15 protein-coding genes are annotated in these 15,133 nt (G+C 33.6%); 11 read left to right on the top strand and 4 right to left on the bottom strand.

The annotated features are described in order from the left end of the window. Positions 1–171: 171 nt before the first annotated feature. Positions 172–882: a purine-nucleoside phosphorylase gene (gene deoD, locus HMPREF3239_RS10900; protein WP_070855643.1), complete on the bottom strand. Its 711-nt coding sequence runs from the start codon at positions 880–882 to the stop codon at positions 172–174. 166 nt (positions 883–1,048) lie between these two features. Here deoD and deoC point away from each other — a divergent pair, with 166 nt between their 5' ends. The 4 genes from deoC to HMPREF3239_RS10880 all read left to right on the top strand — a co-directional run bounded on the left by deoC (position 1,049) and on the right by HMPREF3239_RS10880 (position 4,623). Next, positions 1,049–1,711 carry a deoxyribose-phosphate aldolase gene (gene deoC, locus HMPREF3239_RS10895; RefSeq protein WP_070855642.1) on the top strand — a complete coding sequence of 221 codons (663 nt, stop codon included), beginning with the start codon at positions 1,049–1,051 and terminating at the stop codon, positions 1,709–1,711. 61 nt (positions 1,712–1,772) lie between these two features. Next, positions 1,773–3,074 (top strand): pyrimidine-nucleoside phosphorylase, encoded by a 1,302-nt coding sequence (locus tag HMPREF3239_RS10890; protein ID WP_070855641.1) that lies wholly within the window; start codon positions 1,773–1,775, stop codon positions 3,072–3,074. Between the two features lie 11 nt (positions 3,075–3,085). Further along, positions 3,086–4,273 (top strand): phosphopentomutase, encoded by a 1,188-nt coding sequence (gene deoB, locus HMPREF3239_RS10885; protein WP_053031116.1) that lies wholly within the window; start codon positions 3,086–3,088, stop codon positions 4,271–4,273. Continuing rightward, positions 4,273–4,623: a DoxX family protein gene (locus HMPREF3239_RS10880; RefSeq protein ID WP_070855640.1), complete on the top strand. Its 351-nt coding sequence runs from the start codon at positions 4,273–4,275 to the stop codon at positions 4,621–4,623. Before deoB ends, HMPREF3239_RS10880 begins: the two co-directional genes overlap by 1 nt. Positions 4,624–4,874: 251 nt before the next feature. Here the strand turns inward: HMPREF3239_RS10880 and HMPREF3239_RS10875 are convergent, their stop codons facing one another. Beyond that, complete coding sequence (locus HMPREF3239_RS10875) at positions 4,875–5,345, bottom strand: S-ribosylhomocysteine lyase (RefSeq protein WP_053031120.1); 471 nt, start codon at positions 5,343–5,345, stop codon at positions 4,875–4,877. Positions 5,346–5,617: 272 nt separating this feature from the next. Here HMPREF3239_RS10875 and HMPREF3239_RS10870 point away from each other — a divergent pair, with 272 nt between their 5' ends. The 3 genes from HMPREF3239_RS10870 to HMPREF3239_RS10860 all read left to right on the top strand — a co-directional run bounded on the left by HMPREF3239_RS10870 (position 5,618) and on the right by HMPREF3239_RS10860 (position 8,903). Further along, a complete protein-coding gene (locus tag HMPREF3239_RS10870; protein ID WP_070855639.1) occupies positions 5,618–6,802 on the top strand; it encodes a M20 family metallopeptidase in 1,185 nt (394 codons plus the stop codon). Beyond that, on the top strand, positions 6,799–7,989 hold the full coding sequence (locus HMPREF3239_RS10865) for an L-aspartate--L-methionine ligase LdmS (protein WP_070855638.1): 1,191 nt from the start codon (positions 6,799–6,801) through the stop codon (positions 7,987–7,989). The genes HMPREF3239_RS10870 and HMPREF3239_RS10865 overlap by 4 nt, the downstream gene beginning before the upstream one ends. A gap of 248 nt (positions 7,990–8,237) precedes the next feature. After that, positions 8,238–8,903, top strand: coding sequence for a DUF2750 domain-containing protein (locus tag HMPREF3239_RS10860; RefSeq protein ID WP_053031126.1), 666 nt, complete (start codon positions 8,238–8,240; stop codon positions 8,901–8,903). A gap of 143 nt (positions 8,904–9,046) precedes the next feature. On the opposite strand, the gene coaW is transcribed toward HMPREF3239_RS10860, so the two are convergent. Next, on the bottom strand, positions 9,047–9,847 hold the full coding sequence (gene coaW / locus HMPREF3239_RS10855) for a type II pantothenate kinase (RefSeq protein WP_053031128.1): 801 nt from the start codon (positions 9,845–9,847) through the stop codon (positions 9,047–9,049). Between the two features lie 192 nt (positions 9,848–10,039). On the opposite strand from coaW, the gene HMPREF3239_RS10850 reads away from it, so the two are divergent. The 3 genes from HMPREF3239_RS10850 (at position 10,040) to HMPREF3239_RS10840 (ending at position 13,356) form a co-directional block, all read left to right on the top strand. Then, a complete protein-coding gene (locus tag HMPREF3239_RS10850; protein WP_070855637.1) occupies positions 10,040–10,900 on the top strand; it encodes a GNAT family N-acetyltransferase in 861 nt (286 codons plus the stop codon). A gap of 113 nt (positions 10,901–11,013) precedes the next feature. Continuing rightward, positions 11,014–11,532, top strand: coding sequence for a DNA-directed RNA polymerase subunit delta (rpoE, locus tag HMPREF3239_RS10845; protein WP_053031132.1), 519 nt, complete (start codon positions 11,014–11,016; stop codon positions 11,530–11,532). A gap of 216 nt (positions 11,533–11,748) precedes the next feature. Beyond that, positions 11,749–13,356 carry a CTP synthase gene (locus HMPREF3239_RS10840; RefSeq protein ID WP_053031134.1) on the top strand — a complete coding sequence of 536 codons (1,608 nt, stop codon included), beginning with the start codon at positions 11,749–11,751 and terminating at the stop codon, positions 13,354–13,356. A 74-nt stretch (positions 13,357–13,430) separates the two neighbouring features. On the opposite strand, the gene HMPREF3239_RS10835 is transcribed toward HMPREF3239_RS10840, so the two are convergent. Continuing rightward, entirely contained in the window at positions 13,431–13,952 is a 522-nt protein-coding gene (locus tag HMPREF3239_RS10835) for a DUF2529 family protein (RefSeq protein ID WP_053031136.1), read from the bottom strand. Between the two features lie 200 nt (positions 13,953–14,152). Between HMPREF3239_RS10835 and fdaB the strand changes: the two genes are divergently transcribed. Beyond that, positions 14,153–15,010, top strand: coding sequence for a class IIb fructose-bisphosphate aldolase FdaB (gene fdaB, locus HMPREF3239_RS10830; protein WP_011275221.1), 858 nt, complete (start codon positions 14,153–14,155; stop codon positions 15,008–15,010). Positions 15,011–15,133 lie beyond the last annotated feature (123 nt).

Below are 15,133 nucleotides of genomic sequence, written 5' to 3'. Positions count from 1 at the left end.
AAGCAAAGCACGTTGGGCAAGCGAGCCAACAATACGAAGTATTGTATATAAAGAAGCCAGTAAATGAATTTATAAAAAACTCATTTACTGGCATTTTTGCTAGGAATTATGTCCCAGCCTCATTTTGTTAGGGATTATTTCCTAACCTCGTTTATTGTTTATTAATTATTGTTATTCAGCAACTTCTAATGCAATTTCCATCATTTGCGTAAATGAGTTTTGTCTTTCTTCAGCTGTAGTTGCTTCATCTCTAAGAATATGGTCACTAACTGTAAAAATACCTAATGCTTTCTTACCAGCATTAATTGCATTTAAGTATAACCCTGCTGATTCCATTTCAATACCTAAAATTCCCATTTTTTTCCAATTGTCATTGAACGTTGCATCAGCATTATAGAATGTATCTGAAGATAACACATTTCCTACATGACTTACTGCGCCAATTTTATCAGCAATATTTTTAGCTTTAGTAATAAGTTCGAAATCAGCGATTGGGGCAAAGTGGCCAGGAATATTAAATTGGTCTACATAATTAGAGTTAGTAGATGCTGCTTGAGCAATAATCACATCATATAAATTAACATCTTCTTGTAAAGCACCACATGAACCAACACGAATAATAGTGTCAACATCAAAGAAATTATATAATTCATATGAATAAATACCAATACTTGGTATGCCCATTCCAGAGCCCATAACTGAAACTTCTTTACCTTTGTAAGTACCTGTATAACCGAACATATTTCTAACTTCGTTAAATTGTTCTACATTTTCTAAAAAGTTATCTGCAATATATTTTGCGCGTAATGGATCGCCAGGCATTAAAACCGTTTTAGCGATTTTCGCTCCATTTGGTTGAATGTGAGGTGTGCCATTTGTCATTAATATCTTCTCCTTATCATGATTGTTAAGATTAAGATAACATTTGTTTAACTTTTTTGCGAATTTTTGTACTATATACATGAGAGGGCTATATTAATATGAAAAGTTAATATTCTAATTTTAAGGAATATTGATTAAATTTAACAACATATTGGAGGAAACTACTATGAATTATGCAAAATTTATTGATCACACTTTATTGAAGCCGGAATCTACACGTCAACAAATTGATAAAATTATTGACGAAGCTAAAGCGTATGATTTCAAATCAATTTGTGTAAATCCTACACACGTTAAATATGCATCAGAAAAGTTAAATGGCTCAGATGTATTAGTTTGTACTGTGATTGGTTTTCCATTAGGAGCAAATACAACTGCTACTAAAATTTTTGAAACAGAAGATGCAATTAAAAATGGCGCATCTGAAATTGATATGGTTATCAATATAGGCGCACTTAAAGATGGAAGATATGAAGACGTTCAAAAAGATATTGAAGGCGTAGTTGGCGCAGCTAACGGAAAAACAGTGAAAGTTATTATTGAAACTATTCTTTTAACAGATGATGAAAAAGTGAAAGCAAGTGAATTAGCAAAAGCTGCTGGAGCAGATTTCGTTAAAACATCAACTGGCTTTGCTGGGGGAGGCGCTACACCAGAAGATGTGAAATTGATGAAAGACACTGTGGGAGACGCATTAGAGGTTAAAGCTTCAGGTGGCGTGCGTAATTTAGAAGATTTCAACAAAATGATTGACGCAGGCGCTACTCGTATAGGTGCGAGTGCTGGTGTTCAAATTATTCAAGGCTTAGAGTCAGATTCTGATTATTAATCATGCAATTGATGTAACAGCACACAGATATAACAGCTTATTTTGAGAGGGGTTCAGAATTATGAGAATGGTAGATATTATTGAAAAGAAACGCGATGGCAAATCATTATCTAAAGAGGAAATTGAATTCTTTATCAAAGATTACACGGAAGGGGACATTCCTGATTATCAAGCTTCTAGTTTAGCGATGGCAATCTTTTTCCAAGATATGAATGAAGAAGAACGTGCAGCTTTAACTATGGCAATGGTTAATTCAGGTGATGTTATTGATTTATCAAAAATTAATGGTATTAAAGTAGATAAACACTCAACTGGTGGTGTTGGAGATACGACGACGCTAGTGTTGGCACCATTAGTAGCTGCAGTGGGAGTGCCAGTTGCTAAAATGAGTGGCCGTGGTTTAGGACATACGGGCGGTACGATTGATAAATTAGAATCTATTAATGGATTCCATGTTGAAATCTCTGAAGCGGAGTTCATTAAACTTGTTAATGAAGACCAAGTTGCAGTGATTGGACAAACAGGCAATTTAACACCTGCAGACAAGAAACTATACGCATTAAGAGATGTTACAGGAACAGTTAACTCTATTCCTCTAATCGCATCATCAATCATGAGTAAGAAAATTGCCGCGGGTGCTGATGCAATCGTCCTAGATGTTAAAACTGGAAATGGTGCATTCATGAAAACATTAGAAGACGCTGAGGCATTAGCACATGCTATGGTTAGCATAGGAAATAATGTTGGTAGAAATACAATGGCTATTATTTCAGATATGAGCCAACCACTTGGTCGTGCGATTGGGAATGCTTTAGAATTAAGAGAAGCGATTGATACATTAAATGGTCAAGGACCTGAAGATTTAACTGAACTAGTATTAACACTAGGTTCACAAATGGTCGTACTTGCTGAAAGAGCAAGTACACTTGAAGAGGCGCGTCAATTGCTCAATGAAGCCATTGAAAATGGTTCAGCATTAGATAAATTCAAAACATTTTTAGAAAATCAAGGTGGCGATGCTTCAGTTGTCGATTCACCGGAGTTATTACCGACTGCCCAATATCAAATTGATTATAAAGCAAAATCAAGTGGTGTAGTTTCAGAGCTTATTGCAAATGAAATTGGAGTTGCTTCAATGATGTTAGGTGCGGGAAGACAAACGAAAGAAGATGACATAGATTTAAGTGTTGGCATTGTGTTGAATAAGAAAGTAGGAGACAAAGTCAATGAAGGTGAGTCTTTATTAACGATTCACAGTAATCGTGAAAATGTTGATGATGTCATTAAGAAACTTGACGAAAGTATCGAAATTAAAGCACAAGCAAAAACACCAACATTAATTCATAAAATAATTACAGAGTAGGAGTGTTAAATATGACGACACCATTTAAAAGAGTGCATTTAATTGTCATGGATTCAGTAGGTATTGGTGAAGCACCTGATGCTGCTGCTTTTAATGATGAAGGGTCACACACATTAAAACACACGTTAGAAGGGTTTAACCAATCATTACCTAATTTAGAAAAATTAGGACTAGGTAATATTGAGGATTTACCAGTGGTCAATAAAGTTGAACAACCAGGTGCGTTTTATACTAAATTAAGTGAAGCTTCTGTCGGAAAAGATACGATGACAGGACATTGGGAAATTATGGGACTAAATATCATGCAACCATTTAAAGTTTATCCAAATGGATTTCCTGATGAATTAATTCAAGAGATTGAAGAAATGACAGGTCGAAAAGTTGTAGCAAATAAACCTGCTTCAGGTACTGCAATTATTGATGAATTAGGCGAACATCAAATGAAGACAGGGGATTTAATTGTTTATACTAGTGCAGACCCAGTACTTCAAATTGCTGCACATGAAGATATTATCCCACTTGAAGAATTGTATGATATTTGCGAAAAGGTGCGTGAATTAACTAAAGATCCTAAGTACTTAATTGGCCGTGTTATTGCACGCCCATATGTAGGTGAACCAGGAAACTTTACACGTACGTCTAATCGTCATGATTATGCGCTTAAACCATTTGGTAAAACAGTCATGAACACATTAAAAGATCATGACTATGATGTTATTGCAATTGGTAAAATTAATGACATTTATGACGGTGAAGGTGTAACAGAAGCAATAAGAACTAAAAATAATATGGATGGCATGGATCAACTGATTAATGTCGTTAAAAAGGACTTTAATGGTATCAGCTTCTTGAATTTAGTGGATTTTGATGCATTATATGGTCACCGCAGAGACAAAGACGGTTATGCACAAGCAATTAAAGATTTCGACGAACGCTTACCAGAATTAATTGATAATTTACAAGAAGATGATTTAGTTATTATTACGGCAGATCATGGTAATGATCCAATTGCAGAGGGTACTGACCATACACGAGAATATATTCCAGTGCTAATGTTTAGCCCTAAAATAGATGCATACCATGAATTATCAGGAGATACGACATTTAGTTCAATTGGTGCAACAATCGCAGATAATTTCAATGTTGAATTACCTGAATTTGGTAAGAGTTATTTAAAAGAAATGGGAGTGGAACATTAATGAAAGTATTCCGTTATTTATTAGGTTTAGCTTTTGGAGCAGCCGGTGTACTTCATTTTACACGTGAACGTTCATTTAGAAATATCGTTCCAGATTATTTACCATTACAAAAAACGGCTGTTTTAGTAACAGGTGTATTTGAGATTTTCTTCGGTATTATGTTGTTATTAAAACGTCCTGCTAATTGGTTAAAAAAAGGTATTAACCTATTCCTATTAGCTGTATTGCCTGCAAATGTTTACATGGCACGTAAAGAATTACCTTTAGGTGATAAACAAGTGCCAAAATGGGCGCTATATTTAAGATTACCATTACAGTTTGTATTAATTGGATTAGTAAAAAAATTATAAAATAATCAGATCAGAGAGCGGGACAAAAATTAAAATAAATTTGTTGTTCCACCCTAGCTAGCTTAGTTCAGAGTTTTTCTTGATGAAAATCTCTTAGTTAGGGCTCTGACAGCAAAGATGACGAGGTTTGAAAAAATGCTTGATTGAAACGCATTTTCAAATCAGTCAACTACAGCTAAAAGATAAAGAGGCTGAGACAAAATAAAATGTCTCAGCCTCTTTTTAAATATTCACTTTATGAACGGGTAATGTTATTTACCTTCACCATATATATCAGACCATTCATTACGTTTATCAAGAAATGCTTGCGCGATTTCTTTTGCACCTTCAAGTGAATGGCTTGCAGCCCAGCCGCATTGAACTTCGTTACAAGCAGGAACTTCAGTAGCATTTAACACATCATTTAATGTTTTTTCAATGATATTTAATACATCTTCATAATCATCATGATTAATAAATGACACATAAAAACCAGTTTGACAACCCATTGGACTTAAATCTACAACTTTATCAGTATGATTTCTAATGTTTTCAGCCATTAAATGTTCGAGTGAGTGTAACCCTGGCATTTCCATATGTTCTTTATTAGGTTGTTTGAAACGAATATCGTATTTTTTAATCACATCACCATTCAAACCTTCCATTGTACCAGCTAAACGCACGAAAGGTGCTACAACCTTAGTATGATCTAAATTAAAACTTTCAACGTTCATTTTAGTCATCATAAATCCTCCTATAAGCAATAAATTTAATTATTAAGTTAACGATTTGATTGTATCAATAGTTAAAGCTATTTACAATTTTCAAAATTATAGTCCTGATAGGGGACATGAAATTGAATGAATTGTGAGAAAATTTTGTAAATACATGGAAATTTAATGACAACCATCTTTAAATCCGATAAAATAGGTAATAATTAACTGATGATAAGAAATATAAACGATTGAAGATAGTAGCAAAAACGATTGTCGTAAAAATAAGGGAGTTATGATTTATGAGTAATAAACAAGAAATTTTAGATTATATAGAGAATAATAAATATGATTATGTTGAAATTAGTCATCGAATACATGAACGCCCTGAATTAGGTAATGAGGAGATTTTTGCCTCTAGAACACTCATTGATAAATTGAAAGATAATGACTTTGAAATAGAAACGGATATTGCTGGTCATGCTACAGGTTTTATAGCCACTTATGATTCTGGGCAAGAAGGTCCTACGATTGGCTATTTAGCAGAATATGATGCACTGCCGGGATTAGGTCACGCCTGTGGCCATAACATTATTGGGACTGCTAGCGTACTTGCAGGTTCAGCATTAAAACAAGTGATAAACCGCATTGGGGGAAAGGTTGTTGTGCTTGGTTGTCCAGCTGAAGAAGGTGGCGAGAATGGAAGTGCCAAAGCGTCATATGTTAAAGCTGGCATTATTGATGATATCGACATCGCTTTAATGATTCACCCTGGGAATGAAACCTATCCAACTATTGATACGCTCGCTGTAGATGTCTTAGATATAAAATTCTATGGCAAGAGTGCACATGCTTCAGAAAATGCTGATGAAGCTTTAAATGCACTTGATGCGATGATTTCATATTTTAATGGTGTAGCACAATTAAGACAACACATTAAAAAAAGTCAACGCGTACATGGCGTTATTTTAGATGGTGGCAAAGCAGCTAATATTATTCCGGACTATACACATGCCCGATTCTATACACGTGCAACAACACGTAAAGAATTAGATGTTTTAACTGAAAAGGTCAATCAAATTGCGAGAGGCGCAGCGATTCAAACAGGTTGTGATTATGAATTTGGACCGATACAGAATGGTGTAAATGAATTTATAAAGACGCCTAAATTAGACGCGTTATTTGAGAAATATGCAAATGAAGTAGGTGAAGATGTCAGTCATGACGATTTTGGTTTTGGATCGACAGATACGGGTAATGTCAGTCATATAGTACCTACGATTCACCCTCATGTGAAAATAGGCTCTAGAAATTTAGTTGGTCATACACATAGATTTAGAGAGGCTGCATCGAGTGTGCACGGTGATCAAGCGTTAATTCATGGTGCTAAAATCATAGCATTAATGGGATTAGAATTAATTGAAAATAAGAGAATGTTTGATGACGTAGTTCAACAGCACTCTCAAATAAAGGGGCAGTCTAGATGACAAAGAACGAAAATGAACTAAAATTAACTTTAAGTGATTTATATAATGACAATGTTGTGTATAACTCAAGACCATCATATGTTTCAAACCCTTGGCTAAAACCTGAGGAACATCAATCGAATTTCTTAACGGGTCGAGAAATGCTTATTGCAGATTCTATGCCGATGATTGTACATGAAGCAAGCATTACTGATAAATTAGTTCAATTATTTGCACTAGTCGGAAAAAAAGTTCCAACACATACGTATCAATTTAAAAATCGTGAAACATATGAAGCATTGTTAAATCGAATTGTTCACGAAGAAGGTAAAACAATTTATTTTCAATATATTCATAGTGATGACGTTGTACCAGATGATTGCTACGCTGTTCATAAAGAAACATTTGTAGCATTAAACAATAAAGCACGTATACCAGAGTGGACGAATCATAAATTTTTGCCAGAGCGTGAAATTGTATCTATTAATGATTTCAAAGCGCGTATTAAAGAATGGGCGTTTCCATTTGTTATTAAACCTGGAGATGATTTGCCAACAGCAGGTGGATATGGTGTTATGATTTGCTATGATGAAGCGGATTTGGCTAAAGCCACACAACGTATCCTAGAAGCTAGTGATGCGACAGATAACCTAATTATTGAACAGAAAATTGAAGCGGTTAAGAACTATTGTGTGCAATTCGCTTATTCTGAAGATATTGGTGTGACCTATTTAGGTACAGCACATCAAATTACAGATAAATATGGATTTTATGCAGGTAATGAAAATGTTCATAATGTTCCACAACAAATAATTGATGCCGGTCGAGAAATAATGGAAAATGGTGTGAAACTCGGTTTCTTTGGTGTAGCTGGTTTCGATTTACTCCTAGATAAGAATGACGACGTTTTTGCAATCGATTTAAACTTTAGACAAAATGGCTCTACAAGCATGCTATTATTACAAGAGGAACTGAATTCGACATATCAAAAATTTTATAGCTACTTCTCTAATGGTGATAATGAGCATTTCTTTAATACTATTTTAAAATATGTTAAACAAGGCGTGTTGTACCCATTGTCTTATTACGATGGAGATTGGTTTGGAAAAAACAAAGTTAATTCTCGCTTTGGTTGTATTTGGAGAGGCGAATCAAAGGAATCTATTGAGAAGATTGAACAATCTTTTTTAGCTGATCTAGAAAAGTAATCATTTATTAAATATGCAATCGTAAGTCGACAAGAAGTGTATTATTTAAATGAATATGAGTTATGAACTAGAGTTGAGTAGGCAAGCATATTAGCCTTTTCTCAACTCTAGTTTTATTTTAGATTCAAAACAAGTATGTTTTAAAAGTGCTATCTTAATATCATCATTTTCGATACAGATATTTGACGGCTTAAGTATTGTCATTTACTATTTTAATTGTTACCAAAATAGAAATGGAGGGTTACGCATTGTCTTACAAGAATGAGACTTATTTTAAAGATGTGCTGATTAATGAAACGTTTTATGTTGCTAGCCAAAATAAAAAATTAATCAGAATAAATAGTAATGATCAAAATCATGTCGGTGTTTGGACTCAAGAAGGACAAGCAGAAGCGTATTTAAAGCATTCAGCAATAGACTACGATCGCGTATTAACAATTGATGTGGATACATTCGTTACCTATGAATTGGATGACTTATTTGATGAAAATGATCAAGTTGTTATTAATCAAACAGCTGAAACAGAAGGACAGATTGTTAACGTTGTACAAATGACTGACGAATTAATGTCGGAATTGGATAAAATTCGCATTAAAGAATTTGTGAGAGATGTAGCCAAAGAAGATCAAGTATTCGGCTTAACGAAACAAGGTGAAAGTCACTTCATATTAATTAGTGATGATAAAGAAGAAAAACCTCAAATTATGCCTGTTTGGAGTTTAAAAAATAGAGCGCTTAAAGTTCGAGATGAAGACTTTGAAGAGTGTGAGTTAATCGAAATTGAAGGCAGCGTATTTAGTGATTGGTTAGATAAATTACGTGATAATAATCAAGCTGTTGCCATCGATTTAAAACCTGGTGTAGTTGGAACTGTTGTTTCAGCTCAAAAATTATCAAACGAATTAACGTTTTAATTTGAATTATGTAGTCATTCGTTACTTTTAGTCTTTATATATATTTAGGTATTACATAATTGATTAATTAAATAAAAAGGAAGCCCTTAATCACATTTGAATGAGGTGATTAAGGGCTTTTTTAGAAAATAATTACAAAACTATTAACTTAAATAGATAGCGCCAAGCGCACCTGAAAAGGCACCGTTTTCAATATAAAATGGTTTGAACCCACGTAGTACCGTATAATCTTCAATAACCTCGCGCAAAAGAGGATTGTTGTTAAAAGAAGACCCGATATATACAACATTTTCAGTTTTATTTTCACGAGCAACAGTGATTGCCATAGTCGTTATAACTTCTCCAACAATACCAACGACTGATGCTAATTTGTTGGCTGGTGAAAATTCTACGTCTAAATTATGTAAGACATTTCCGAAATTAGCTGCTGTTAATTCACCAGGAATAGGAGGCTCAGTATCTTTATAAATATGTTTAACCTTAAGGTCTATCGTATCTCTATCACCAGATTGTGCTAAATTAGTTAGTGCTTCGTAATCTGTAATTTGAGACAATAAATAACCCAGTCCTTGAATCATGCCACCACCAGTACCTACACCGCCAACTCGGTGCTGTTGTTGACCATCAAAAAAGTGTAATGACGTGCCTGTACCGACATTAGCGAAAATATATTCGTTAATATGGTGACCTTGTTCTTTTAGAAGCATACCTAAACCTTTAGATGATGCATCAAATTCAACAAATATTTTAGCTTCTGTATTTAAATTTTCAGCGATTACACCTGCATTACCACCCGTAAGACTGATGGATTCGAACGTATTTGCATTCAACCATGCAATGACTTCAGATATATTTGTAGTAAGTTCGGTTTCATATGAACGTCCTTGTTGTGATTCTTGGACGATTTTAATTAACGTACCACCGGCATCGATACCGACTTTCATTCTAGTTCACCTCGTGATTTTATATGTCATATTTATAGTAAAGCAAATTTGCTGAATTTCAATAGATTAATTTTAAAAAGGTAAAAATTTAAAATAATTGTATCTAACTTAAGTGGATTTTATTTTGATAAGTGTAAAAAAACAATTATAATATAAGTTGATAAATTATTAGAGGCATAGGGGTTAGTGGTTATGACTATAAAGAAACAATTTGAAAATATAACAATTCAAGAGTTTGAAGAAAAATATAGACAAGATGTAGTTAACTTTGAATTAAGCGAGCGACAACAAATATACTCTTCTTTACCGAAAACAGTATTAGACGATGCACTTACAGATGAGAATAGAGTGGCTAACATTGCTATTAATGAAGATGGAGATGTTGTTGGTTTCTTTGTATTACATCAATATTATCAACATGAAGGATACGATACGCCAGAGAACGTCGTTTATGTAAGATCATTATCAATCAATGAGCAATTTCAAGGGAATGGTTATGGAACGACAATGATGATGTACTTACCTCAATATGTACAGATGTTGTTTCCTGATTTTAATCATTTGTATCTAGTTGTTGATGCAGAGAACAAAGGGGCGTGGAATGTATATGAACGTGCTGGTTTCATGCATACGGCTACGAAAGAAGAGGGGCCAATTGGTAAAGAATGTTTATACTACTTAGATTTAGATTCTAAACACGTTTCTTCATTACGATTAACTGAAAACGAAACGTCAAGTATAGCGACATATAATATCGTTGATTTACTTAAAGATAACCAAAAAGTTGGCTTTATTGCACTTGAACAAATGAATAATCGAATTAATATTGTTGCCATTGAAGTTTATAAAGATCAACGTAAAGAAGGCATTGCAGAAAGTGCATTAAGACAAATACCAACATATGTACGTAAGCATTTTAAACAAGCTAAAACGATTGTTATTACATTGTTTGGTGAAAATAATGAATTAAAACCATTGTGTATGAATAGTGGTTTTGTCGAGATTGATCAATCAGATGATTTAGTTATTTTCGAGAAATATATCAATTACTAAGTGAATCGTAATTGCGAAATCGTGTATTGTCATTTATAATTTATTTTTGTTACTATTAATTAATGAAATCCAACGATATAATTAAAAATTCTTCGAAAGGAAGATTAGCTATAATGAAAATCCAAGATTATACTAAAGAAATGGTTGATGAAAAGTCATTTATTGATATGGCTTATACGTTATTAAATGATAAAGGTACTACAATGAATTTGTACGATATCATTGATGAATTCAAAAAATTAGGTGACTATGAATTTGAAGAAATTGAAAATCGTGTAGTTCAATTCTATACCGATTTAAATACTGACGGACGTTTCTTAAACGTTGGCGAAAATCAATGGGGATTACGTGATTGGTATTCTGTAGATGATATCGAAGAAAAAATTGCTCCAACAATTCAAAAATTCGATATTCTTGATGACGAAGATGAAGAAGATAAGAATCTTAAGTTATTGGGTGACGATGAAATGGATGACGATGATGATATTCCAGCCCAAACAGATGATCAAGAAACATTAGATGATCCTGAAGATGAACAAGTTGAAGATGAAATTAGTGAATCAGATTTAGTAATTGAAGATGACGAAGAGGATGAACTCGACGAAGAAGACGAGGAAGAATTCGAAGACTAAGAAGATTTTAAAACTAAATGCTAGTTTTGATTGACTTTTACTTAAAAGATGATAGAATTTTATTCGGGCTCCTTTAATTAGGACACGTGTATAAATGATATACGCTCCCCTTACAGATATGTGAGAGGGAGCGATTTTTTTATTTTTTCAAAAGTGATTATTTAAAATGAACAAATAGGTAAGGAAGCATCCCTTTATAAATTAGGAGGTCAGGAAATGACAAAATTTATTTTTGTAACGGGCGGAGTAGTATCATCATTAGGAAAAGGTATCACAGCCGCTTCTCTAGGAAGATTATTAAAAGATAGAGGCTTAAAAGTCACAATTCAAAAATTCGATCCATATTTAAACGTTGATCCAGGAACGATGAGTCCATATCAACATGGAGAAGTATTTGTTACAGATGATGGTGCTGAAACTGACTTAGATTTAGGACATTATGAGCGTTTTATCGATATTAATTTAAATAAATATTCAAACGTTACTGCTGGGAAAGTTTATTCTCATGTACTTAAAAAAGAACGTCGTGGAGATTATTTAGGTGGAACTGTACAAGTTATTCCACACATTACTAATGAAATTAAAGAACGTTTATTACTTGCAGGGGAAAGTACCAATGCTGATGTAGTTATCACTGAAATTGGTGGTACAACTGGTGACATTGAATCGCTACCATTTATCGAAGCGATTAGACAAATTAGAAGCGATTTAGGTCGTGAAAATGTGATGTATGTACATTGTACGTTACTTCCATACATCAAAGCTGCCGGTGAAATGAAGACGAAACCAACGCAACACAGTGTTAAAGAATTACGTGGTTTAGGTATTCAACCGGATTTAATTGTAGTACGTACTGAATATGAAATGACTCAAGATTTAAAAGATAAAATTGCGTTATTCTGTGACATTAATAAAGAAAGTGTTATCGAATGTAGAGATGCATCATCACTATATGAAATTCCATTACAATTAAGTGCACAAGATATGGACGATATCGTTATTAAGCGATTAGATTTAGATGCTAAATACGATACTCAGTTAGACGAATGGCAATATTTATTAGATACTGTAAATTCGCTAGACGGTACAATTACGATTGGTTTAGTTGGTAAATACGTAAGCTTACAAGATGCGTACTTATCAGTAGTGGAATCATTGAAGCATGCTGGCTATCCATTGAAAAAAGATGTCGTTGTTAAATGGATCGATTCAGGAGAAGTTAATGACGATAATGTTGAAGACTACTTAAAAGATGTAGATGGTATTCTAGTGCCAGGTGGTTTTGGATTTAGAGCAAGTGAAGGTAAAATTGCAGCCATTAAATATGCGCGTGAAAACAATGTGCCATACTTTGGTATTTGTTTGGGTATGCAATTGGCAACTGTTGAATTTGCACGTAATGTACTTGGGTTAGATGGTGCACATTCAGCTGAACTTGATCCAAGCACACCTTATCCAATCATTGATTTACTACCTGAACAGAAAGATATTGAAGATTTAGGTGGTACGTTACGCTTAGGATTATACCCATGTAAAATTAAAGAAGGTACATTAGCGCATCAAATTTATGATGCAATCAACATTGAAGAGAGACACCGTCATCGATATGAATTTAATAACGAATTCAGAGAACAATTAGAAGCGAATGGTATGGTATTCTCTGGAACTAGTCCGGATGGACGTCTAGTTGAAATGGTTGAAATTCCTGAGAATGATTTCTACATTGCTTGTCAATTCCATCCTGAATTCTTATCAAGACCTAATAGACCTCAACCAATATTTAAAGCGTTTGTTGAAGCAGCAAACAACTATCAAAATAAATAATATATTAAGACAACCCTTACATTGCTTTATTAGCATATAAGGGTTGTTTTTTATTTAATGTTTAGTTATTACTATTACAATTCTAAATCTCGTGTCATTTCAACCATTTGAGTGTAAATTTCATAGTAAATATAATTAAATGCCATTGTATGTGGTTGAACCACTTTATCATAATCTTCTGTGTAGACGATAGGTCGTGGTGTAGCGAGGTTAATAAAATGAATAAACTGTTCTGGTATTTCAACATCTTTAGGACGGTTACAAATTAAGACAACATCAATATCTTTATCGACGAATGTTTGTACATCCTGAGCGACTTCTTCAGTATAAAATGGTGAAAAGAGTAACACACGATCTGTAGAATCAATATCGTCAACCGTTGTTAATGTTGATAATGGTTTACTAGATTGAAGATGTTCTTCACTTTCAAGAATAAAGGGTTCGAAAAATTTTAAATCACCATAACCGCGTATATATACATACCCCTCACCACCGATTGCTTGTATTAGACATTGAGCGGCCATTTGAATGTCTAATGCTTGATCTTCTAAACGATTGAATATACCTGTTAATTGTGTATGTAATATTTTAGACATGTAAATCCTCCATTTCATTTTGTATTGTAAATAAACGCAAACGTAAGTGCAATAAAACTAGTTATGATAGCTAATCTGAATGACGTAATGCGTGTCAGATAAGATTATTTTAAAATGAGCATACATTCACATGCAATTCAAAATAATATCTGATATAATGATTTTAAAAATTGTGCAGTTGCACACAAGGAGGAACTTTCATGCCATTAGTTTCAATGAAAGAAATGTTAATCGACGCGAAAGAAAATGGTTATGCAGTTGGTCAATACAACTTAAATAACCTTGAATTTACACAAGCAATTTTAGAAGCTTCTCAAGAAGAGAATGCACCAGTTATCTTAGGTGTTTCAGAAGGTGCTGCACGTTACATGAGCGGTTTCTATACAGTAGTTAAAATGGTTGAAGGTTTAATTCATGACTTAAACATTACTGTACCAGTAGCTATCCACTTAGACCATGGTTCAAGTTTTGAAAAATGTAAAGAAGCAATTGATGCTGGATTCACTTCAGTAATGATCGATGCTTCTCATAGCCCATTTGAAGAAAATATTGAAATCACATCTAAAGTAGTAGAATATGCACATCAACATGGTGTATCAGTTGAAGCTGAATTAGGAACTGTTGGTGGACAAGAAGATGACGTTGTTGGTGGCATCATCTATGCTGACCCTAAAGAATGTCAAGAATTAGTTGAAAGAACAGGTATTGATACGTTAGCACCAGCATTAGGTTCAGTTCACGGACCTTACAAAGGTGAACCTAAATTAGGATTTAAAGAAATGGAAGAAATCGGTGCATCAACTGGTTTACCATTAGTACTACATGGTGGTACTGGTATCCCAACGAAAGACATTCAAAAAGCAATTCCTTACGGTACTGCTAAAATTAATGTAAACACTGAAAACCAAATTGCTTCAGCTAAAGCAGTAAGAGAAGTATTAAATAATGATCAAGACGTATATGATCCACGTAAATACTTAGGACCAGCTCGTGAAGCAATTAAAGAAACGGTTAAAGGTAAAATTAGAGAATTTGGTACATCTAACCGCGCTAAATAAGTTTTAAAATAATTGAAGATGTTATTTAAAAGAGTGAAACGTTTCATCGTTTCACTCTTTTTCTTTTATAATATAAGTAATCACATTTAATTATTTTTCAAAAATGATTTATAATATTTGTAT

It is taken from the genome of Staphylococcus sp. HMSC34C02, from assembly GCF_001838705.1.
Lineage (GTDB): Bacteria > Bacillota > Bacilli > Staphylococcales > Staphylococcaceae > Staphylococcus > Staphylococcus borealis.
The sequence above is the reverse complement of the archived record's forward strand: the minus strand, read 5'-3'. Positions and strand labels throughout refer to the sequence as shown.